This is a genomic window from Kitasatospora cineracea, assembly GCF_003751605.1.
GTDB classification, from domain to species: Bacteria; Actinomycetota; Actinomycetes; order Streptomycetales; family Streptomycetaceae; genus Kitasatospora; species Kitasatospora cineracea.
In genome coordinates this window covers 72794-93776 of record NZ_RJVJ01000005.1, presented here as the reverse complement: position 1 = coordinate 93776, position 20983 = coordinate 72794, and the positions used below count along the sequence as shown (strand labels likewise).

General features: G+C 75.1%; 22 protein-coding genes and 2 pseudogenes. 11 read left to right on the top strand and 13 right to left on the bottom strand.

The annotated features are described in order from the left end of the window. Positions 1-95 precede the first annotated feature (95 nt). Positions 96-362 carry a metal-sensitive transcriptional regulator gene (locus EDD39_RS38575; RefSeq protein ID WP_030461630.1) on the top strand — a complete coding sequence of 89 codons (267 nt, stop codon included), beginning with the start codon at positions 96-98 and terminating at the stop codon, positions 360-362. A gap of 182 nt (positions 363-544) precedes the next feature. Here EDD39_RS38575 and EDD39_RS38570 read toward each other — a convergent pair whose 3' ends face one another. Further along, entirely contained in the window at positions 545-811 is a 267-nt protein-coding gene (locus EDD39_RS38570; RefSeq protein ID WP_030461631.1) for a metal-sensitive transcriptional regulator, read from the bottom strand. Between the two features lie 200 nt (positions 812-1011). Then, positions 1012-2381: pseudogene (locus tag EDD39_RS38565) on the bottom strand (rhodanese-like domain-containing protein). 236 nt (positions 2382-2617) lie between these two features. On the opposite strand from EDD39_RS38565, the gene EDD39_RS38560 reads away from it, so the two are divergent. From EDD39_RS38560 to EDD39_RS38550, 3 genes are all read left to right on the top strand, one after another. Continuing rightward, a complete protein-coding gene (locus EDD39_RS38560; protein ID WP_244257540.1) occupies positions 2618-3091 on the top strand; it encodes a rhodanese-like domain-containing protein in 474 nt (157 codons plus the stop codon). Then, on the top strand, positions 3088-4173 hold the full coding sequence (locus tag EDD39_RS38555; protein ID WP_123564273.1) for a sulfite exporter TauE/SafE family protein: 1086 nt from the start codon (positions 3088-3090) through the stop codon (positions 4171-4173). The genes EDD39_RS38560 and EDD39_RS38555 overlap by 4 nt, the downstream gene beginning before the upstream one ends. Before the next feature lie 143 nt (positions 4174-4316). Beyond that, positions 4317-4892, top strand: coding sequence for a rhodanese-like domain-containing protein (locus tag EDD39_RS38550; RefSeq protein WP_123564272.1), 576 nt, complete (start codon positions 4317-4319; stop codon positions 4890-4892). Positions 4893-5088: 196 nt separating this feature from the next. Here the strand turns inward: EDD39_RS38550 and EDD39_RS38545 are convergent, their stop codons facing one another. Together EDD39_RS38545 and EDD39_RS38540 are read right to left on the bottom strand one after the other, a co-directional pair. Further along, positions 5089-5334 carry a hypothetical protein gene (locus tag EDD39_RS38545; protein ID WP_123820881.1) on the bottom strand — a complete coding sequence of 82 codons (246 nt, stop codon included), beginning with the start codon at positions 5332-5334 and terminating at the stop codon, positions 5089-5091. A 134-nt stretch (positions 5335-5468) separates the two neighbouring features. Further along, positions 5469-6299 carry a pentapeptide repeat-containing protein gene (locus EDD39_RS38540; RefSeq protein WP_123564332.1) on the bottom strand — a complete coding sequence of 277 codons (831 nt, stop codon included), beginning with the start codon at positions 6297-6299 and terminating at the stop codon, positions 5469-5471. Between the two features lie 378 nt (positions 6300-6677). Here EDD39_RS38540 and EDD39_RS38535 point away from each other — a divergent pair, with 378 nt between their 5' ends. Continuing rightward, positions 6678-8417, top strand: coding sequence for a SpoIIE family protein phosphatase (locus EDD39_RS38535; RefSeq protein WP_244257539.1), 1740 nt, complete (start codon positions 6678-6680; stop codon positions 8415-8417). Between the two features lie 168 nt (positions 8418-8585). On the opposite strand, the gene EDD39_RS38530 is transcribed toward EDD39_RS38535, so the two are convergent. Next, positions 8586-9404 (bottom strand): SCO6745 family protein, encoded by an 819-nt coding sequence (locus EDD39_RS38530; protein WP_123564330.1) that lies wholly within the window; start codon positions 9402-9404, stop codon positions 8586-8588. A 278-nt stretch (positions 9405-9682) separates the two neighbouring features. Here EDD39_RS38530 and EDD39_RS38525 point away from each other — a divergent pair, with 278 nt between their 5' ends. After that, positions 9683-10381 carry a GntR family transcriptional regulator gene (locus EDD39_RS38525; RefSeq protein ID WP_123564271.1) on the top strand — a complete coding sequence of 233 codons (699 nt, stop codon included), beginning with the start codon at positions 9683-9685 and terminating at the stop codon, positions 10379-10381. A gap of 106 nt (positions 10382-10487) precedes the next feature. Here the strand turns inward: EDD39_RS38525 and EDD39_RS38520 are convergent, their stop codons facing one another. Then, positions 10488-11219: a nucleotidyltransferase domain-containing protein gene (locus EDD39_RS38520; protein WP_123564270.1), complete on the bottom strand. Its 732-nt coding sequence runs from the start codon at positions 11217-11219 to the stop codon at positions 10488-10490. 104 nt (positions 11220-11323) lie between these two features. Further along, the gene (locus tag EDD39_RS40510; protein WP_208765788.1) at positions 11324-12283 is read right to left on the bottom strand and encodes a hypothetical protein; all 960 of its coding nucleotides are present in this window, start codon (positions 12281-12283) and stop codon (positions 11324-11326) included. A 500-nt stretch (positions 12284-12783) separates the two neighbouring features. On the opposite strand from EDD39_RS40510, the gene EDD39_RS38510 reads away from it, so the two are divergent. The 3 genes from EDD39_RS38510 to EDD39_RS38500 all read left to right on the top strand — a co-directional run bounded on the left by EDD39_RS38510 (position 12784) and on the right by EDD39_RS38500 (position 16278). Further along, positions 12784-14037 carry a glycosyltransferase family 4 protein gene (locus tag EDD39_RS38510; RefSeq protein WP_123564269.1) on the top strand — a complete coding sequence of 418 codons (1254 nt, stop codon included), beginning with the start codon at positions 12784-12786 and terminating at the stop codon, positions 14035-14037. After that, a complete protein-coding gene (locus tag EDD39_RS38505; RefSeq protein ID WP_244257538.1) occupies positions 14034-15302 on the top strand; it encodes a glycosyltransferase in 1269 nt (422 codons plus the stop codon). Before EDD39_RS38510 ends, EDD39_RS38505 begins: the two co-directional genes overlap by 4 nt. A 64-nt stretch (positions 15303-15366) precedes the next feature. Further along, on the top strand, positions 15367-16278 hold the full coding sequence (locus EDD39_RS38500; RefSeq protein ID WP_123564268.1) for an SGNH/GDSL hydrolase family protein: 912 nt from the start codon (positions 15367-15369) through the stop codon (positions 16276-16278). An 83-nt stretch (positions 16279-16361) separates the two neighbouring features. On the opposite strand, the pseudogene EDD39_RS38495 reads toward EDD39_RS38500, so the two are convergent. The 3 genes and pseudogenes from EDD39_RS38495 to EDD39_RS40115 form a co-directional block, all read right to left on the bottom strand. After that, positions 16362-16847, bottom strand: a pseudogene (locus EDD39_RS38495) (GNAT family N-acetyltransferase); the annotation flags it as partial. A 9-nt stretch (positions 16848-16856) separates the two neighbouring features. After that, a complete protein-coding gene (locus EDD39_RS39180; RefSeq protein ID WP_148089614.1) occupies positions 16857-17036 on the bottom strand; it encodes a hypothetical protein in 180 nt (59 codons plus the stop codon). Next, a complete protein-coding gene (locus EDD39_RS40115) occupies positions 17000-17260 on the bottom strand; it encodes a hypothetical protein (protein WP_162870360.1) in 261 nt (86 codons plus the stop codon). Before EDD39_RS40115 ends, EDD39_RS39180 begins: the two co-directional genes overlap by 37 nt. Here EDD39_RS40115 and EDD39_RS42475 point away from each other — a divergent pair. Continuing rightward, positions 17243-17344, top strand: a complete 102-nt coding sequence (locus EDD39_RS42475) for an alpha/beta hydrolase (protein ID WP_198545025.1) — start codon at positions 17243-17245, stop codon at positions 17342-17344. The two genes, EDD39_RS40115 and EDD39_RS42475, sit on opposite strands and share 18 nt — an antisense overlap. A 51-nt stretch (positions 17345-17395) precedes the next feature. On the opposite strand, the gene EDD39_RS38485 is transcribed toward EDD39_RS42475, so the two are convergent. Further along, complete coding sequence (locus tag EDD39_RS38485; RefSeq protein ID WP_123564267.1) at positions 17396-17932, bottom strand: GNAT family N-acetyltransferase; 537 nt, start codon at positions 17930-17932, stop codon at positions 17396-17398. A gap of 171 nt (positions 17933-18103) precedes the next feature. Between EDD39_RS38485 and EDD39_RS38480 the strand changes: the two genes are divergently transcribed. Next, the gene (locus EDD39_RS38480) at positions 18104-18973 is read left to right on the top strand and encodes an NAD(P)-dependent oxidoreductase (protein ID WP_123564266.1); all 870 of its coding nucleotides are present in this window, start codon (positions 18104-18106) and stop codon (positions 18971-18973) included. Between the two features lie 53 nt (positions 18974-19026). On the opposite strand, the gene EDD39_RS38475 is transcribed toward EDD39_RS38480, so the two are convergent. Both EDD39_RS38475 and EDD39_RS38470 read right to left on the bottom strand, forming a co-directional pair. After that, positions 19027-20013 carry a serine hydrolase gene (locus EDD39_RS38475; protein ID WP_123564265.1) on the bottom strand — a complete coding sequence of 329 codons (987 nt, stop codon included), beginning with the start codon at positions 20011-20013 and terminating at the stop codon, positions 19027-19029. 33 nt (positions 20014-20046) lie between these two features. After that, positions 20047-20877 carry an NHL repeat-containing protein gene (locus EDD39_RS38470; protein WP_148089613.1) on the bottom strand — a complete coding sequence of 277 codons (831 nt, stop codon included), beginning with the start codon at positions 20875-20877 and terminating at the stop codon, positions 20047-20049. Positions 20878-20983: the final 106 nt, after the last annotated feature.

The window sequence follows — 20983 nt, the reverse complement described above, 5'->3', positions numbered from 1 at the left end:
CGTGTGCCCGCGGTGCCCGAACGGTGGCCGGGACGGAACGGCGGGGTGTCTCCCGTATGATCGGGCGAGTTCAGAAAAGGGCGAGGAGGTGTTCGATGCAGGTGGACGAGGAGGCCGTCGGCGCTGTGCTGAACCGGCTGCGCCGGGCACAGGGCCAGCTGAACGGCGTGATCGCGATGATCGAGGCCGGTCGCGACTGCAAGGACGTGGTCACACAACTCGCCGCCGTCTCGCGCGCGTTGGACCGCGCCGGGTTCAAGATCCTGGCGAGCGGGATGCGGCAGTGCCTGGCCGAGGCCGAGGAGGGCGCCGCGCCGATGAGCGAGGCGGAACTCGAGAAGATGTTCCTGACCCTGGCCTGACCGGCCTGCCCAGCCGCCCGTCCGCCTGCCTGCGCACGCTGCTGTCGTGCCGCTCTGCGGCCTCTCGTGGCGGCACGTTCCCCTGGGCGGCGCGTTCTTCGCCGTACGCCGCCTCGTCACGCACCGCGCCGGAGCGCGCGGTGCGTCGTCGTTGTCGTTGTCGCTGTCGTACGGTCGTCGGCTCAGGCCAGGGCCAGGAAGAGCTTCTCCAGTTCGGCCTCGCTCATCGGGGCGGTGCCTTCCTCGGCCTCGGCCATGCACTGGCGCATCCCGCTGGCCACGATCTTGAACCCGGCGCGGTCCAGGGCCCGGGACACGGCGGCGAGCTGGGTCACCACGTCCTTGCAGTCGCGGCCGGCCTCGATCATCGCGATCACGCCGGCCAGCTGGCCCTGTGCCCGGCGCAGCCGGTTCAGTACCGCGCCGACGGCCTCGTCGCCCACCTGCATCGGGTCTCCTCCTCGTGCTCGGCGGGCGGCCTCCGCCGCCCGTCCCTGTGTTCCGTGCCGCGCGTCAGCCGGTCCTGGTACACCGTGGCACGCGTCGTGTCGTTCTGCTCATACCCCCGCCCGTATCAACCCGCCCGGCGGACGGCTCATTCCCCCGTCCGCCGGACGTTCCCCGCTCCGCTGCTGCGCGGTCGGCCGGTTCAGGCCGCGGCGGCCCAGGCGCCGTAGCCGCCGAGCAGGTCGGAGGTCTGCGGGTGGCCGTGGTGGCGCAGCAGGCTGGCCGCGATGGAGGAGCGGTGGCCGCCGGCGCAGTGCACCACGACGGCGCGGTCCTGCGGTATCTCGCCGAGGCGGTGCGGGAGTTCGGCCAGCGGGAGATGGACGGAGCCGGGGATGCGGCCCTCGGCGCGCTCGCCCTCGCCGCGGACGTCGACGACCAACGGCGGTTCGGCGCCGGCGAGTTCGGTGCGCAGGTCGGCGACGGTGCGGCGGGGGGCCTGGCGCATCTGCTCGGGGACGGTGCGGAAGGCGGTCTCGGGGTCGGCGAGGTAGCCGGCGACGCGGTCGAAGCCGATCCGGGCGAGCCGAGTGACGGTCTCCTGCTCGCGACCCTCGGGGCGATCACCAGCAGCGGCCAGGCCGGGTCGAGGACGGTGCCGGACTGCTCGGCGAAGCGCCCGTCGGCGGGGACGTTGACGGCTCCGGCGAGGTGTCCGGCGGCGAACTCCAGCGGGTCGCGGGCGTCGACCACGACGACGCCGTCGGCGCGCCGGGCGAGGAAGGCGTCGGCGTCCAGCGGGACGGCGAGGGCGGCGGCGTCGAACAGCTCGCGGTCGCGGCGGTTGAGGTCGGCGTCGTAGCCGAAGTAGCCGGGGGCGGTGGGCTGTCCGGCGGTGACGATGCCCACGAACTCGTCCTCGGTCATCGGCGCGCAGGCGTAGTTGGTGGCGCGCTGCTGCCCGATGGTGGACTGCCGCTCGGTGGACAGGTTCTTGCCGCAGGCCGAGCCGGCGCCGTGCGCGGGGAAGACCCGGACCTCGTCGGGCAGCGCCATCAGCTTGTGCTGGACGCTGTCGTAGAGCATCCGGCCGAGTCGGTCTGCGGTGACGCCCACGGAGGCCAGCAGGTCGGGGCGGCCGACGTCGCCGACGAACAGTGCGTCGCCGGTGAGCACCCCGTACGGGACGGGGTCGGCGGCCCGCTCGCGGACCAGGACGCTGATCGACTCGGGGGTGTGGCCCGGCGTCTCCATGATCTCCAGGACGACCTCGCCGAGGCTGATCCGCTCGCCCTCGGCGAGCTTGCGGATCGGGTACTCGGTCTCGGCGCGCCGCCCGTAGCCGATCCAGGCGCCGGTGCGGGCGGCGAGTTCGAGGTGGCCGGAGAGGAAGTCGGCGTGGAAGTGGGTGTTGATGACGCCCTCGACCGTGAAGCCGCGGGCCTCGGCCTCCGCAAGGTACTCGTCCACGTCCCGGCGCGGGTCGACCACCACGGCGCGGCCGGTGGTCTCGTCCGCGATCAGGTACGAGGCCTGGGAGAGGCAGTCGAGGTAGTACTGGGCGAAGAACACGAGGGTCCTCTTCTCTGCGTCGGGCGGACGCCGGGCACGGCCCGGTCGGTTTCGATACCCCCATGGGTATTGTTGCAGGCAGTTCGCTGCCAGGAGGGCTGGCTGGTTGATACCGGTGGGGGTATATGCTCGAAACCAACGATATACCCCCACCGGTATCTTCCCGGAAAACGGACCCGCCGCCCGGAGAGCCGCCGGAACCCTCACGCACCGCCCCGCCACCCCTGGAGGACATCGTGGCCTGGACCCCCCAGCCGCCCGCGCCCGCACAGATCGACCCCACCGCGGCGCACCGCCTGGCCGCCGCCGGCGAGGCGCTGCTGCTCGACGTCCGCGAGCCGGAAGAGCACGCCGTGGTGCACGCGCCCGGCTCGCTCCTCGTCCCGCTCGGCGCCCTCGGCACCTTCGGCACCCTCGGCGAGGGCGGCGACGGCGACGGCGACGGCGACGGCGACGGCAGTGCCCGCGAGGGCGGCACCGGCGGCGGCGGCCTGGGCGCCGTACGGGCCGCGGCCGGTGGGCGGCTGGTGCTGGCGGTGTGCCGGTCCGGCACCCGCTCGCAGACGGCCACCGAGCTGCTGAACGCGCACGGGGTGCCGACGGTGAACGTGGCCGGCGGGATGCGTGCCTGGCTCCGGGACGGGCTGCCCGCGCACCGGAACGACCCGCCCGCGCACCGGGACGAGTGCCACTGCGGCGGCGCGATATGAGCAGCGTCGTCCTGCTGGCGCTGGTCGCCGGCGCGGTGGTCGGCCTGGCACTGGGCGGGCTCGGTGGCGGCGGCAGCATGCTGGCCGTCCCCGCGCTGATCTACCTGATCGGGCTGACGCCCGGCACCGCGACCACCGCCAGCCTGCTGATCGTCGCCGTGACCTCGCTCACCGGCCTGCTCGCCCACGCCCGGGCCGGACGCGTCCGCTGGCGCGAAGGACTGCTGTTCGGCGCAGCCGGACTCCCGCTCGCCGCCCTCGGCGGCGCCCTCTCCCGCCACCTGCCCGGCCCGGCCCTGACCGCCGCGTTCGCCCTGCTGGCCGGCCTGGCCGCCTGGCGGATGCTGGCGGGCGGACGACGGACGGACGGCGCCCCCAGCGCCCGCAGCGCGGACGGCGGTGCAGGTGGCGGCGCAGACGGCGGCCCGGAGTCGGTGCAGCCACGGCACCCCGCTCACGGATCGGCAGCGGTCGAGAGGCCCGGGCCCGGACCCGCACGCGTCTCCGTTCCCGCTCCCGCTCCTGCTCCTGCTCCTGCTCCTGCTCCTGCTCCCGGCGGCGCGATTGTCGCCACCTCGACGGTGACGGTGACGGCGGAGACGGCAACCGCGTCCGTCTCCGCGGAGATGGTCCCTGCAGGGATGAACCCCGAACTGTGCCCCCTCCCGGAGCCTCCCGGCCCGGCGGCCCCGTTCCCGGCCACCGCCCGGGTTCCGGCTTCGGCCCGGCGGTCTGCGCTGGCGGGGGCTGGGCTGGGTGCGGCGACCGGGGTGCTGGGCGTCGGCGGCGGGTTCCTCGCGGTGCCCGCGCTGGTGTCCTTCCTGGCGTTCCCGATGGCCGAGGCGATCGGGACCAGCCTGCTGGTGATCACCCTCAACTCGCTGGCGGCGCTGCTGCCCCGGCTCGGCGGGGCCGCCGAGATCCCGTGGTCGACGGTCGGCCCGTTCGCGGCCGCCGCGGTCCTCGGCGCCTGGGACGGCAAGCGGCTCGCCGCCAAGCTGTCCGGCCGCACGCTGCAGCGACTGTTCGCCGGTGCGTTGCTCGCCGTCGCCGTCCTGATGCTGGTGGACGCCGCGCTCTGACGCCCCGTCCCGTGCGCACCCCTCCGCTCCCCCGGCAACGCCCGCCGCACGGACGCCTCCCCGGTCTCCCTTTCCCCCTTCCCCCTCCCCCTCCCCCGGCCGCCCGTACGCGCCGGGTCCCCCCGAAAGGTTCATCCGCTCCGATGACCACTCCCCTGACCGTCGACCAGCTCCAGCCCCGCCTGCACCAGCTGATCGTCATCGACGTCCGTTCGCCCGGCGAGTTCGCCGGCGGCCACATCCCCGGCGCCCACAACGTGCCGCTCGACCAGCTGTCGCAGGCCCTGCCCGCGCTGCGGGCCGCCGCCGGGCGCGGCGAGCTGGCCGTCACCTGCGCGTCCGGCGCCCGTGCGCTGAACGCCTGCGAGCGGTTGGCCGCGGCCGGTGTGCAGGCGCTGCTCGTCGACGGCGGCACCGCCGCCTGGGCGGCCAACGGCAGGGCGCTGAACCGGGTGCCGGGCCAGAAGGTCCGCTGGGCGATGGACCGGCAGGTCCGGCTGGTGGCGGGTTCGCTGGTGCTGGTGGGTGTCGTCGTCGACCTCGCCGTCCCGGGCGTGCGCTGGGTGTCGGCCGCGGTCGGCGGCGGCCTGCTGTTCTCGGCCGTCAGCAACACCTGCACGATGGGCTCGCTGCTGGGCAAGCTCCCGTACAACCGCCCGCGCAACTCCGGCGCCGCGCTCGACGCGACGCTCACCGCGCTGCGCGACGGCGGCAAGTGACGCGCACGAACTGACGCCTCGTCGGCCGGGTTTCCGCCTCGGCCGGTTCGGCCCCCGGCGCCCTCTCCCCTGGTCGGGAGGGTGCCGGGGGCCTTCTTCATGACCGCGTACATCTCCGCGCACGTCCCCACGCACGCCCCGCGCATGCCCGGCCACCGCCCCTGCGGGCTCCGACTCGGCGTTGCCGAACGGGTGTTCAGCGCCCGGCGGCCTCGCCCTGGGGGGCGGGTGCGGACGTGGCCGTGGTGGCGGTCGGGGTGCAGGAAGCGGCGGGGGCGGCGGTGTTGTAGTGGCTGGCCAGCCAGAAGCCGACCAGCAGGCCCGCCACGCCGAGTGTCTTGTGGCGGTTGCGCTTCCACCACGAGGGCGTGCCGGCTGCCATGAAACGCAGTTGGGTGAAGTCCGGATGCTCGCTGGGCGGTGCGTCCTTGAACATTCCCATCGCGGATGATCCTCCTCTCGCGTCGGGGAGTTCATGACCATACGCCCGGTTCCGCCCTGACCGCAGGCAATTAATCCCGATTCACGGGTCTGCGCGCGCCCCCGCGCGCCCCCCTTCCGCGCCCCCGCGTGCTCTCACCAGTGCGCGGGGCGTGCCAGCACGGCGCCGAGGAGGGTGGTGGAATCGCCCTTGGCGGCGTTGAGTTGGGACTGGGTGAGGAACAGCGCCCCGGTCAGGTCGGCGCCCCGCAGGTCGGCATCGCGCAGGTCCGCGCCGATCAGGTCGGCGTCACGCAGGTCGGCGCCGGACAGGTCGGCCGCGATCAGGTAGGCGCCGCGCAGGTTGGCCCCGCGCAGGTCCGCACCGCGCAGGCGGGCCCCGATCAGGTCGGCGCCCCGGTGGTTGCGCTTCTTCCCGGGCAGCGCGTTCCTGGTCAACTCACTGGCCTTGAGGAGGAGTTCGCTGGTCTCGGCGCGGATCGCGGGCACGTCGGCGGCGAGCAGCGCAGCGGCGTCCCGGCGGGTCAGCTGTTCGATCCCGTCCAGCGCCCGGCGGAGTTCGGCGTGCACCGGCTTGGCCTTCGGCAGCTCCAGCGCTTCGGCCAAGTACCAGAGCAGTTCGTGGAGTTGGCGCATCACCGGGAAGGTCTCGAACATCTGCCGGGCGGTCTCCCGGTCCTCGCGCCAGCTGCGCCCCTCGAAGGTGTGCTGGGAGACCTTCTGCCCGGCACCGAAGCAGTCGAACACCGTGCAGCCCTGGTAGCCGCGTTCGCGCAGCGCGGGGTGGATCCCGCAGCGGTAGTCGGCCTGGAGGTTGCGGCAGGGCGTGCCCGCGCTCTTGTTCGCCGCGAAGTCCGCGGACTTGGCGAAGGGCAGGGCGACGCAGCACAGCCCGAAGCAGGCGGAGCAGTCGGCGAGCAGGTCGAGTCGACGGCCGGTCGGGACGGGGCGCTGCTGGTCGGTCACGGTACGGGTTCTCCTGCGGCGGGGACGGGTCGGATCAGTCCATTCTCCCCCGGCCACCCCTGCCCCCTGCCTCCTGCCCCGTCCCCCGGCCGCCTGCCAGCCCGCCCACCTGTCCGTCCGTCCGCTCGTCCGTCCATCCGCCCACCCGTCGTCCGTGTCGTCCGGCACCGGTTCGGTCGACAGCGCGGCAAAGCTTGGCAAAACCTCGCTCCGACCGGTGTACGCACCGTGTCGGGTTCGGGTCCGGGAGGGTTGGCCGAGTATGGTGCGGTCCCCGGGTGCGGATCATCCGGGAGACGGACACCGAGCTGCGCGGTACGGCGACGCGCCGGGCCCGTCGACGGCTCCACGGGGGACGCGGTGAGGGAGGAGTCACGGGTGCGGCCCGAATCGGCGGGCGACAGCTCGACGGATTCGCTGCTCACCGCTGCCTCCGCGGCCCTGCGGGTGGACCGCGACGCACTGGCCGACGCCCTGCTCGGCCAGTTGCCCGTCGCGGTCGCGGTGCTCGACGCCGACCTGCGCTGGCGCTACCTGAACCCGCCGTTCCAGCAGGTCACCGGCGTGTCGCCGACGGCCGTGCTGGGGCGGGCCGCCGCGGATCCGGACCCGGCCGTCCCGCGTGTCCTGGCCGACGGGCGACCGCGCTCCGGGACGTTCGCCGGACGGGCCGCCGACTTCCGCCGGCTGGAGGTCGCCGACGCGCCGACCGGGGTGCTGGTCGTGCTGCCCGGCGGCGCCGACACCCACCGGGCCGAACTCGAACGCACCCGGGCCCGGTTCGCCCTGCTGGAGGCCGGTTCGGAGCGGATCGGCACCACCCTCGACCCGGACACCACCTGCGCGGAACTCGCCGCGTTCGCCGTCCCCGACTTCGCCGCCCTCGCCCTCGTCGACGTCCTGCCGCTCGACACCCCCGACGCCGCCGCCGGATCCGCCACGACCCGCCCGGACCCCGGCGCGGACCGAGACCGGGACCGGGACCGGGACCGGCCGCGGCTGCGCTGGCGGCGGGCCGCCGTGGCCCGCGAGCAGGCCTCGCCCGGCACCGCGCCGTCGTCCGCCGGGCCAGCGTCCGCGCCTGCCGCCGGGACCGTGCGCCACCGCCCCGGCTCGGTGACCGCCCGGGCGCTCGCCGAGGGCCGCCCGGTGGTCGCCAACCTGGTGTCCGCCGACGAGCTGGCGGCGCTGCTCCCGGACGAGGCCGCGCTGTCCGCGGGCCGCGGCGCCGGGGTGGACTGCCTGCTCGCCGTCCCGCTGACCGCCCGCGGCCGTCCGATCGGCGTGCTCACCCTGGCGCGGGCGCACGGCAGTTCGCTCGGGTTCACCGCCGAGGACACCGAGCTGCTCGCCGCGATCGCCGGGCGCGCCGCGCTCACCCTCGACCACGCCCGGCGCTACGCCCGCTCGCAGAACACCGCCCTGGAACTCCAGCGGGCCCTGCTCGCCGAACCCGGCAGCCCGCACCCCAACCTCGAACTCGCCTCCCGCTACCTGCCGTCCGGGATCACCTCGGTGGTCGGCGGCGACTGGTACGAGACGGTGCGGCTGCCGTTCGGCCGAACGCTGCTCGCCATGGGCGACGTGATGGGGCACGGCGTCGAGGCCGCCGTCGACATGAGCAACTACCGCTCCACGCTGCGCTACGTCGCCGCCATGGACCTGCCGCCGCACCGGATCCTGCGCCAGCTGGACGCGCTGATCGCCGAGCAGGAGAACGCCCGCCCCGCGACCTGCGTCCTGGCCCTCGCCGACCCGGCCCGGGCCCGCTGGACCCTCGCCAGTGCCGGGCACCTGCCGCCCGCGCTGCTCACCTCGCACACCACCGAACTGGTCGAGGTCCCGACCGGCCCCCCGCTGGGCACCGGCGTCGGCGGCTACGAACAGACCGTGACAGAGCTGCGCGCCGACCACGCCCTGCTGCTGTACACCGACGGTCTGGTCGAACGGCGCGGCGAGGACATCGACGTCTCGCTCGCCCGTCTCTCCGCGCTCCGGCTCCCCGCCGACGGCCCGCTCGACTCCCTGCTGGACGGCACCCTCGCCGCGCTGGCCCCGGAGGACGCCGAGGACGACATCGCCCTGCTGGCGGCCCGGGTCCGCCACCGGCCGTCCTGACCCGCGATCGACTCCGACCCGAGCTGACGCACCGTCAACCACCCTTTCCTCTAACCGACTTGGACCCAATGCCAGCGGCTTTGCGGACCGTTCGCCGCCAGGTTCCGGCCCAGGCGGGCCTTTCCTCCGGCACACCCGCCAGGGCACTCACCCGCACCCTGGCTGGAATCACCGAACGCCTGCGGCTCCGAACGCGTCGGCGATCGGCGCGATGAGCGAGGCGAAGCGTTGGGCGCCTGCGTTGCCGATCGGCGCCCACAGTGCGGCGCAGTGCTCGTCGGTTTCCGTTTCGATGCGCTCGCGTGCCGCGCTGCCGGCGCCCGTGAGGACGCTGCGGGAGTCGAGCCAGCCGCGCGCGACGAGGCGTGCTGTCGCCGCGTCCCACTCTTCGTCGTCCCACTGGCGGGTCGCGCGCGCGAGGGCTGTCGGGAGGCGGCCGGTTGCGGCGTGCAGGACGAGGCAGTCGCAGGGCCCGAGGCCGTTGCCGGCGAGTACGGCGAGATGGGCGTCGCCGCGCCACTCGCGGGCCACCGTGAATTGCTGCCAGAGCGCGGCGAGAGGATCGGGGGGAAGCGCGACCGAGGCGTTCGCGGCGGCCAGGACCTTGCCCGCGTAGTCGGCACCGGCGACGACCGGGTCGATGAGCGAGCGCGCCTCGGCGAAATGGTCCTCCGTGAGACGGACGTCGACGCGCCGCATCGCCCGGCTGACGGTCCGCAAGCGGGCGGCCTGCCACCGCGCGGGCGGCGCGGCGTCCCATACGCCCGCCATGGCCCGCACCGCGCGCGGGCTGAAGTTGTAGAAGGCCGCGAGCGTGACCTGCCAGGGGACCGCGCCCATCGCGGCCGACCGGAATGCGAGGTACGCCCGGCCGCGGTCGGTCACGCCGAGCTCGGCCGCCTCCTCGGCGGCCTCGGGGACGAGGTAGACGAACAGGTGGGCGGCGCTGACGGCGCGGCTGACGTCACGGACGACGTCGAGGTCCATCGGGCCGCCGCCGGTGCGAGCCGCGCCCTTCTCGCCGGGCAGGCCGGAGGAGCGCTGCTCGGGCGGCCACTCGGCGCCGTCGGCGACGGTGACGGTGGTGGCGTTAGTGGCGGCGGTGGCGCTGGTGGCGGTGAGCGAGGCCGCCCCGGGGAGGTGGGCGAAGGGGCCGTTGGCAGGCACGGCGGTGGTTCCTTCCGGAGGAGGACGTCCTCGGCGGACGATGAATCGACAGTAGCACCAATAATCGATTATCTAGCGGATCGGTCTAGGATGGGTCCATGACTCAGACAGCGCACCCCTCGACCCCGCCGGGGAAGCAGATGCTCTCCGAGCAGGTCTACGCACACCTGCGGGACGCGATCATGCGCGGTGACCACTCCCCCGGCTCCCCCCTCAAGCCGCAGGATCTCGCCAGGGAGCAGGGTGTGAGCCTGGCTGTGGTGCGTGAGGCACTCGTGCGGGTGGTCGGCGAGGGCCTCGCCGACCGGCTCCCCAACCGGGGTTTCGCGGTCCCCGCCTTCTCCGACCACCGCTGGCAGGAGATCGCGGAAGCCCGCCGGACGGTCGAACCGGTCGTCCTGCGCATGTCCATCGAGCGCGGCGACATCGACTGGGAAGCCCGCGTGCGGGCCGCCCACCACCGGCTGGCGCGCACCCCGGCGTACGCACCGGAGGAGGGCGAGTACTACACCGGCGCCTGGGCCGAGGCGCACCGGGTCTTTCACCGCACGCTGCTGGAGGGGTGCGGCAACCGCGCGCTGCTGGAGACCTTCGACCGGCTGTGGACCGCGAGCGAACTGGCCCGCCGCTGGTCGGCACACCGCAACCCCGACCGGGACGGCGCCGAGGAGCACCGGAGGCTGGAGGAGGCGACACTGGCCCGCGACACCGACGCCGCAGCCGCGATCCTGGTCCAGCACCTCACCTTGACCGCTGCGGCTCTGACCGACGATTCAGGCCGGGCCACCCGGGCTTAGCCGAGTCACCGGCATCGGGCTCAGACCTCCGGTCCCGCCATGACCCGGCTCACCACTTCGTCGCGCTCATCGGCGCGGCGCACCGCCGCACCCGGCGCGCCACTCCTCACCGTTTGCCGTCGGCGGCCGGGGGCCAGTCGCGGCGGTAGCCCGCCGAGAGCGGGCCGCCGGCCAGGGCGAGGGCGGCGCCGGCGGCCGCCAGCAGCGCGGCGGGGTCGCCGGTCTCGCCCAGGGTGCGGTGGGCCGCCAGGAGGCGGGCGCCGAGGTCGGGGTCGGCGGCGAGCAGGCGGCGCGGGAACCACTTGCCCGTTCCGGTCCAGGCCCGGTGGTGGTCGCTGAGCAGGTCGGCGGCGGTACGGAGGACCTCGGCGCCGACGGCCAGCGCCTCCAGTCGGTCCGGCGCGTCGGCCAGGTCGTCCAGCAGGTCGGTCAGCGCGTAGCGCAGGTTCTCGCGCTGCTCGGCCGGGAGCGGGGGCGGTCCGACCAACAGTTCGGCCCGGCACTCCTCGGCGATCCGGGCGGCGTGGCCGTCGCGGTCCAGCAGGACCAGCCCGGTCGCGTACAGCTGCTGGACCACCCCTCGGCGGGAGGCGGCGTCGAAGGCCCGCAGCTCGTCGAGCCCGGCCCGGGTGTGCGCGAACACCTCGGCCACCCGGCCCTCGTGGCGCAGCGTCTCTCGGTGGGTGCTCCGGCCGTCGGGCAGCAGGACGGCCAGGTCGAGGTCGCTGCCCGCCCGGGCCCGCCCCGCCGCCACGGATCCGGCCAGCACCACCGCCGACGCGTCGGGGTGGAGTTCGGCGACGAGCCTCCTGGCCTGGTCGATCAGCGCCTCTCGCATGCGTACAGCCTGTCACAGGGCCGGTCCCGCACCTCGCCCGCCCGGGGTGGGAACGGGAGCGTCCACGCCCGCCCCGCCGATTCGGGAGCCGCCCTGACGAATCGTCAGCCCGCGGTTCCCCCACGCCCGCCACCCGAGGCCCGGGGGCCGCGCGAACTGCGTGCACCGCGCGGACCGCGTGCACCGCGGGCGCGGCGGGCCCGGTCGGCGGCGTAGGCCGCACCGGCGGCGAGGGCGATCAGGAGCGCGGTGGTGAGGTGTCCGCCGGCCAGGTCGAGGCCGAGGAAGAGCACGAACAGGAAGGCCGCGACCGGGAGCAGCAGGGCGATCAGGGTCTGGCCGAGGACGGCGATGGTCGCGGTGCGGGCGTACGCCTCCTCGCCCTGCGCACCGGCACCCGCACCGGCGCCGGTGGCGTTGGCGGCCCCGGCGGCGCGCGCCTCCTCGGGCCAGTAGAAGGCGGTGGCGCGCCGGGCGAGGGCGGTGGTGGCGCGGACGTTGGCGCGCCCCATGACGGGGATCCACACCACGGGGAAGGCGAGTCCGACGACCACCAGGAGGCCGGTGCCGACCCAGCCCGCGATCCGGCGGACCGGGCCGCGGTGGTCCTCGCCGATGGCGACCAGGCCGAGCAGGTAGACCATCCGCCGGATCATGTCCAGCCGGGACGGACGGGTCGGCGTCCCGCCCTCGGGCCCGCTCTCGGACTCGGCCTCGGCCTCGGTCGCGGCGTCCGCCTCGGCGGTGGCGGCCAGCGCGGCGCGGGCGTCCGGGACGGTGGGGTACACGCCTTGCAGGACGAGGAGTTCGGCGCTGCGCTCGGTGCGGTCGCCGTCCGCTCCGGCGAGGGCGGCGAGTTCGAGGACCATCCGGGCCTGGGCGAGCATCCCGGCACAGAACGCCACCGGCACGAGGAGGATGAGCGGCCCGCCGACCACGCAGCCCTCGACCAGGGTCAGCCGGATGCCGTGGGTGATGACGGCCGTACGCCGCTCGACGACCGACCCAGCCCCGGCCCCAGCCTCCGGCCTCGCCCCGACCGCCGCTCCCGCTTCCGCTCCCACCTCGGCCCCCGCTCCCGCCCCCGCTCCCGTCCCCGCCCCGGCCCCCACTCCTGCTTCCGCTCCCGCCCCGGACAGTCCGGCCACCGCTCTCGCGGCCGGCCCCGCCTCCTGCTGCACCGCCAGTACGGCCAAGTGCTCGGGCAGCCGCGCGGAGTCGTGCCGGACGGCTCGCCACAGTTCACCGGCCGCCCCACCGCCCCGCCCGTCCACCACAGCGGCGGCAGCGGCGGCAGCGGCTCCGTCCGCGGCCTTCGAACCACCGGACGCGGCCGGATCGCCGTCGGGTGGTGCCGCTCCCCCTCCCGTGTGTTCCATTCCGCCAGCCTACTCGGACAAATCACCGCAAACCGCTCACCGGTCGGCACTTCGCCCGGCGCCACGGCTCCCGCTCCCCCGCCGGCTCCGCGATTCACACACCCGTGCGGAAATGGCGGCAGACGTTCGTCTGCGCGAAAGATCCCTTTGGCTGGCCGCACGCCCGGGTTGGCCACAACGTTGGCATGCGAGTCGCCATCGTCACCGAGTCCTTCCCGCCCGAGGTCAACGGCGTGGCCCACAGCGTGCTGAGGGCTGCCGAGCACCTCGTCCGGCGGGGCCACCAGCCCCTGGTGATCACCCCCGCCCCGGCCCGGGGCGCGCACTGCCCGCCGCAGTCCTTCGGCCCGGACCTGGAGCCGCTGCCGGTGGTGCGCGTCCCGTCCGTCCCGTTGCCCCGCTACCCGCAGGTGCGCATCGCCCTGCCCAGCCGCAAGCTGGCCGCCGCGCTGACGGCCCATCAGCCGGACGTGGTGCACCTGGCCAGCCCGTTCGTCCTCGGTGCGCGGGCCGCCCGGCTCACCGAGCGGCTGGACCTGCCGACCGTGGCGGTGTACCAGACCGACCTGGCCGGGTACGCGCAGGCGTACCGGATGGGTCGGAGCGCCGGTTCGGCGATCGCCTGGGCGCGGATCCGCTCGGTGCACCGCGCCGCCGCGCGGACACTGGCGCCGTCGACCCCGGCCGCGCAGGACCTGACCGCGCACGGGGTGCGGCAGGTCCGGATCTGGGCGCGCGGCGTCGACTCGGTGCGCTTCCACCCGGAGCACCGCGACGAGGCGCTGCACCGTTCGCTGGCGCCCGGCGGCGAGGTGCTGGTGGGGTACGTCGGACGGCTCGCCCCGGAGAAGCGGGTCGACCTGCTGGCGGAGGCGTCCCGGCTGCCCGGCGTGCGGGTGGTGGTGATCGGGGACGGTCCGAGCGCGCCCGCGCTGAAGGCCGCGATGCCCGGCGCGGTGTTCCTGGGACGCCGCACGGGGGCCGAACTCGCCCGCTGCTTCGCCTCGTTGGACTTGTTCGTGCACACCGGTCCGCTGGAGACCTTCTGCCAGACCATCCAGGAGGCGATGGCCAGCGGCGTACCGGTGGTCGCCCCTGCGGTCGGCGGCCCGCTCGACCTGGTCGGCCACCGGCGCACCGGGCTGCTGGTCGCCCCGCGGGACGCGGGCGCCGCGGCCCGCGCCGTGGCCGACCTCGCCGCCTCCGCCGAACTGCGCGCCCAGTACGGCGCGGCGGGCCGGGCCGAGGTCACCGGCCGCACCTGGGAGGCGGTCGGCGACCAGCTGATCCGGCACTACGAGGAGGTGCTCGCCGAGCACCGCCAACGCACCCGGGACACCACCACCGCCACCGTCGTCCCCGCCGTTCCCGCCCCTGCTCCCGCTGCTCCCGTCGCCGCCGCTGTCCTCCCGCTCTCGGTCGAGGAGCAGCCCGCGTGAACCGTGAAACGGCCCGCACGGACGGCGGGTTGAGCATCGTCCGGGTGGCGAACTTCGTCACTCCCGTCTCGGGCGGCCTGCGGACCGCGCTGCGGCACCTCGGGGCCGGGTACCTGGCGGCGGGGCACCGGCCCGTGCTGGTGGTGCCGGGGCCGACCCGCACCGACGAGTGGACCGAGCAGGGGCGGGTGATCACGCTGCCGGGGCCGCGCGTCCCGGGCACCGGCGGCTACCGGCTGCTCCGCGACCGGAAGCAACTGGCCTCGCTGCTGGATGAGTTGGCCCCGGACCGGTTGGAGGTATCGGACCGCACCACGCTGCGCTGGACGGGCGCCTGGGCACGGGCGCACGGAGTGCGGTCGATGATGGTCTCGCACGAGAGCGCCACCGGGGTGCTCGGCGCGTGGGGCGTGCCGCCCGGCACCGCGCGGCAGGTCGCGGACCGGCTCAACTCCCGTACCGCGCAGAGCTACGACACGGTGCTGTGCACGACGGCGTGGGCGGCCGAGGAGTTCGAGCGGATCGGCGCCGGCAACGTCGAACGGGCGCCGCTGGGGGTGGACCTGGAGGTGATGCGGCCGGAGTGCCACGATCCTTCGCTGCGCGCCGAGTTGGCCGATCCGCAGCAGGTGCTGCTGGTGATGTGCTCGCGACTGTCGGGGGAGAAGAAGCCCGAACGGGCCCTGGAGGCACTGGCCGAGCTGCGCCGCCGCCACCGCGTCCCGGCCGTGCTCGCGGTCGCGGGGACGGGTCCGCTGCGCGGCCGGCTGGAGCGCCGGGCGGCCGAACTCCGGCTCCCGGTAAGGTTCCTGGGCCATCTGGCGGAGCGTTCCGCAGTGGCGGCCCTGCTGGCCACGGCGGACGCGGTGATCGCGCCGGGCCCGGTGGAGACCTTCGGTCTGGCCGCCCTGGAGACGCTGGCCTGCGGCACCCCCGTCGCGGTCAGCCGCTCCTCCGCGCTCCCCCAGGTGGTCGGCCGGGCCGGCCTCGCGGCCGCCGACACCGGAGCCGGATTCGCCGTCGCCGTACGGGAGTTGCTGGACCGCCCGGAGGCGGAACGGCGGGCCGCCGCCCGCGCCAGGGCGGAGGAGTTCAGCTGGACGGCCGCCACCACGGCCTTCCTCACCGCCCACCGCGCACCCGCACCCGCACCCGCACCCGCACCCGCACCCGCACCCGCACCCGCACCTACACACGCATCCGCACCCGCGCCCGCACCCGCCCTCGCCCTCGCTCCTTCCCTTCCCCCGGCCACGACCGGGTGAGACCCCGACACCCATCCCCCGCACCGAAGTTCCACCACCTTCCCAGCCCCACCGGAGGGACGTGATGACGGTTCGATTCGCTGCGCTCGGCGACTCCCTCACCGAGGGTGTCGGCGATCCGGTACCAGGGGGGTGGCGGGGTTGGGCGGCCCTGCTCGCGCCCGCCCTCTCACCGGATCCCGTCGAGTTCCGCAACCTGGCCAGCAGCGGCGCGCTCAGCCGCGACCTGCTGGTCTCCCAACTGCCCACCGCGCTCGCGCTGCGCCCCCGGTACGCGGCGGTCATGGTCGGCGGCAACGACACCCTGCGGGCGTCCTTCGACCTGGAGTCGACGGCCCACCGCTTCGACTCCGTGCTCTCCTCGCTGACGGCGGTCGGGGCGCTCCCGCTGACCGCGTGCCTGCCCGATCCGGGACGGCTGCTCGGGTTGCCCGCGCCGCTGGCCCGGCCGCTGGCCCGACGGATGCGCGGCGTCAACGCGGTGGTGCACGCCCTGTCGGCGCACTACGGGGCGGTGCACCTGCACCTCGCGGACCTGCCCTGGACGGAGCACCGGGACCTGCTGAGCGTGGACCGGCTGCACCCGAGCGCCGCCGGCCACCAACTGATCGCCCGGGAGTTCCACGCCCTGCTCGCCACCGCCGGCCATCCCGTCGGGGCGGCGCCCGCGCGCTTGGCGGTGGCGCCGCCCCGGCGCGGAGCGGACCTGTGGTGGATGGCCACCCAGGGCACCCGCTGGGTCGCGGCCCGCTCGACCGACCTGCTGCCCGGCCTGATCGCCCTCGCCGCCCTGGAAGCCCGCCACCTGCTGCGCGGCTCCGCCCGCCGCCTCGACCTGGCGGAGGACCGCGCCACCGCCGCGGTCATCGCCCGCCTGACCGCCACCGTCCCCGCCCCGCTCTCTCCCCCGGCACCGTCACCGACGCACTCGCCTGCACCCGACCCCGCACCGGCCACCACGCCGACCACCGGCTGACCGCCCGAGCGCCCGAGCGCCCCCGACGGGATGGGACCAGGCCGCTCACCCCATCCCCGCCCCGCCCCGCCCCCCGGCTCCCCCAGGTCGCGCCGGTACCAGCTCCCCGGCTTGCCGCCGAGGTCGGCCGGACCGGCGGGGCCGACCTCGGCGAACCCGGCCTTGGCCAGCACCCGGCAGGACGCGACGTTCCTGGTGGCGGCCGCCGCCAGCAGGGTGCTCAACCCGTGCCGCGTCCGCGCCAGCCGGCACAGCTGCTCGACGGCCGCGGTGGCCAGGCCCCGGCCGGTGGCGTGCTCGGCGACCCGGTAGCCGAGTTTCGCGGTGCGGTCCGCGATGTCGATCAGGTTGAACCTGCCGAGCACCGAGCCGTCCGCGTCGACCAGCAGGTAGCAAGCGCAGTCGCCCGCCTCCTGCTCGGTCAGCAGGGCGCGGTACCGGTCGGGGTACTCCGCGAAGAAGGCGTCGCCGCGGTCGAAGACGGTGGCCGCGAAGAAGGCGCGGTTCGCCGTCTCGAAGGCCAGGACCGCGGGGGCGTGGTCGGCGCGCAACTGCTCCAGTTCGGGCATCGTCCGACCCTAGCGGGGCCGCGCGCCGCGGTCATTCGACTTTCCGCCGCCCCGCAGGGCCGCAGCCGGGACCGGGGCCGGGAACAGCCGTCCGAGACGGTAGCGCAGGACGGTGGTGGCGTCGTCGGCGCTGCGCTGGCCGAGCAGGACGCTCAGGCCGAGGCCCGCCGAGAGTGCCAGCAGGACCACGGTCTCCTGCGGGCGTCCAGGCCCGGGGCGGTGTCGCCGGCCTGCTGGGCGGCGGTCAACTGGCCCGCCAGGAAGGCTCCCGTCTCGTTCGGGGCGGCGAGGAACGGCTGCCCGGCGAGGGCCGGGTCGGTGACGGACAGGACGGCGTACTCGGTGTAGACGAGGTGGAACGTCCGGCCCTCCTCCCTGGCGTCCGGGTCGAGATCGTGCCGGGCGCCGGGCACGGCCTCAACCTGGAACGCCCCGAGCTGGTGAACGGACGCCTGCTGGAGTTCGTCGCCTCCTGCCGCCAGGACGCGCCCCGCTGACCGGACCGGCCACCGCCCGCACGGCCGGGTGCCACCGCGGGCAGCCGGGCGTCACCACGGATCGCCCTCGCGCCAGTCGCAGACCAGGTCGGCGCCGAGGTCCAACTCCCGTTCGCCGCCCAGGAGGTAGATCCCGCCGTCCTCCTCGGCGGTGCGCTGCCGCCCGTGCGGGCCGAGCGCCCAGGTGGGGCCGGGCCAGGGGCGCCAGCCCCGGGCGAGGTAGAATGGGACGCCGGCCTCGCTGGCGCCGAGCGCGCCGATCTCGTGGCCGGCCCGGACGATGCGCTCCGCCTCGTCCATCAACTGCCCTCCGATGCCGCGCCGTTGGCGGTCCTGCCGGACGACCACGCCCTCCAGGTAGCCGGTCCGCAGGATCCGGTCGCCGTTCATCAGGCGGCGCTGCACCACGGCGGCGTGTCCGACCAACTCCCCTTCCTCCCGGGCGAGTACGTGCATACCGCCGAGGCAGTGCGCCCAGTCCTCCTCGGTCATGTCGCCCACCCCGAACACCTCGAACAGCAGCTCCCGGGCCGCCCTCCGGGTCGCCGGGTCGAGGTCCGCCGTGTGCACCGCCACCACCGTCACCATGCCCGCATCCTGACAGACCGACCGGGCCGAACGGGCCAACCGGTACCGAACAGGGCCGACCGCCCCGACCGGTCCGGGCGGTACGCCCCGCCGCGCCGTAGCATCACCCTCGGAACATCGGGAGTACCCGAAGTACCCGAAGTACCGGTAGTCAACTGGGAGGCACTGCGCATGGACGTCGGTTTCATCGGTCTGGGAGGCATGGGCCGGGCGATGGCCCGTCGGCTGCTGGCGGCCGGACACACGGTGCGGGTGTGGAACCGCTCGCCGGAGCCGGTGGCCGAGCTGGTCGCGGAGGGGGCCTCGGCCGCCGGGACGCCGACCGAGGCGTTCGAGGCGCAGGTGGTGGTGTCCATGCTCGCGGACGACCGGGTGGTCGAAAGCCTGCTGCTGGACGAGGAGTTGCTGTCGGGGGCGCGGGCCGTCGCGCACGCCAACATGGCCACCGTCTCGCCCGCGCTGGCCCGCCGGGCCGCCGAACTGCACGCCCGGCACGGCATCGGGTACGTCGCGGCGCCGGTGCTGGGCCGGACGGATGTCGCGGCGGCCGGGAACCTGAACATCCTCGCGGCCGGGCCGTCCGCCGAACTCGACCGGCTGGCACCGCTGTTCGAGGCGATGGGCCGCCGCACCTGGCCGCTCGGCGAGGATCCGGCCGCGGCCAACGTCGCCAAGATCAGCGCCAACTTCCTGCTGGTGTCGGCGATCGAGGCGTTCTCCGAGGCCGCCGCGCTGGCCGAGGCCAACGGGCTGGCCCCGGCGGCGCTGCTCGAGGTGCTCACCGACTCGCTGTTCCCCGGCCCGGTGTACGCCGGTTACGGCGCGATGATCACCCGGCAGACCTTCGAGCCGGCCGGGTTCCGCCTGGCGCTCGGCCTGAAGGACGTGAACCTCGCCCTGGAGGCCGGCGCCGACACCCAAGTCCCGCTCCCGCTGGCCTCGTTGCTGCGCGACTCGCTGCTCCAGGCGATCGCCCACGGCCACGGCGAGCAGGACCTGGCGGCGATCTCCACCACCTCCCGTACCCGCGCCGGAATCTGACGGATCGTCAATTCACCTCCCGGCCGGGCCGCGCCAAGGCTCCCCCGGGCCCCTCACCGCTCCCGGACAGCGGGGACGGAGCCGTCGCCGATCTCCGGCGCGGTGACGTCGGGGGCGCCGGGGGCAACCCTGGCGCGACCCCCCTCGGCGCGGTCGGCGCTGTCGGCGCAGTCGGCGAGGTCCCGGTGGATCTGCTGGGAGATGCGCTGGATGGTGCCGATGCCGTAGGACTCGGTGGGGTCGTCGTCGGTGAGGACGGCGATCTGGTAGAGCCGGTCGGGGCCGGTGAAGATGCCGAGGCTGTGCACGCGCCAGCCGTGGGTGGCGCGTTGCAGCCAGCCGTTCTTGACGTGCGTCGTGACGTCGGGAGGGGCGCCGAAGGGCGTGCCCCAGCGCTGGTCCGGCTCGACCTCGGCCATCAACTGAATGCCGTAGGAACGGTGTTCGGGGGTGAGGACGTCGGGGTTGACGGTGTAGACGTCCAGTTGTTTCAGCTCGTCGCCGGCGGTGACCCGGGTGAGCCCGAAGCCGTCCGCCGACAGGACCGTGTCGTGCATGCCCGCGAGGTCGAGGAAGGTCTGCATGCGGGCCATGCCGACGTACTTCCACAGCCGGACGGCGGCGTCGTTGTCGGACCGGGTGATCATCGGCCGCAGGTTCTCCTCCTCGAACGGGGTCAGCGGCCGGTTCTCGTCCTGGGCGATCCTCAGCACCGCGCCCATGATGGTGACCTTGACGATGCTCGCCGAGTCGAAGTGCCGTGCGGGATCGAGGAAGCAGGACAGGCCGGTGCCGGAGTCGCGCACGGCGAGGGCCAGTGTGGACTGCCGCCCGCGGACGGCGTCGGCGATGTCCCGGGACAGCCGGTCGGCCAGCTCGGGGTGGGTCGCGGAGGAGCAGTACGCCGGCCGGTCGACGCTCGGGGCGGCGGCGGCCAGTGCGGGAGCCGGGACGAGGGCGAGGGCGGTGGCGAGGGCGGTGGCGGCGAGCGCCCCGGCGAACCTCGCGGGGCGCGGGTCGGTGCGGTGGTGAACTGCCATGGCGCGAAGGGCTCCTGAGTCTTCGGGGGCGGGCTACGACGAGCGCCGGACGGCGACAGCACCGCCGTCTCGATCAGCAGCCGCCGCAAACGGGGGCACCGGCGGCACGGCCACCGAGTACGGGTGGCTGAGGTGGTCGCCGACCGTGGTCTGCGGCCCGCCACCGGCCGGCACCCTGACCACCCGGCTGTTGTTGAAGTCGGCGATGTACACGTTGCCCTGCGCGTCCGCGGCCACGCCGGTGGGGAAGTCCAGCCCTTCCCCGACCGTCGTCTGCGGCCCGCCGTCGTGCGGCAGTTCCACCACCCGGTTGTTGTAGGGGTCCGCGACGAACATGTCGCCGGCGCCGTTGAACGCCATGTTGGTGGGGTCCGCGACCTGCACCGGCACGTCGCTCTGCGGGCCGCCGTCGGCCGGGACCTCGACCACCCGGTTGTTGTAGGGGTCGGCGATGTACACGTTGCCCGCCGCGTCCAGCGCTACCCCCGTCGGGTTGCCCAACCCGCTGCCGACGGTCGTCGGGGCGCCGCCGTCGGCGGGGATCCTCAGCACCCGCCGGTTGTCCGTATCGGCGATGTAGAGGGTCCCCGCGCCGTCGACCGCGACGCCGTAGGGGGAGTTCAGCTCCACGTCCGGGCGCACGACGGTGCGCCACCCGGTGACGGCGGACACCTTCAGGACCCGGTCGTGGCGGCTGTCGGCGATGTACACGTCGCCCGTGGCGCCGACCGCCACCCCGTTCGGCAGGTCCAAGTCCCGGGCGACGACCTCCTGTTCGCGGCCTCCCGGCCCGTCCACCCTGACGACCCGGTCGTTGTAGGTGTCCGCGACGTACACCGCGCCGCCCGCGTCGAGTCCCGGCATTGCGCCCCACGTGGCGGTGGCCGAGGCGGCGGGGGCCGTCACGGCCAGCGCGGAGGCCGCCAGGAGCCCCGCGGCCGGCGCGGCCAACAGCCTTGACCGCCAAGGA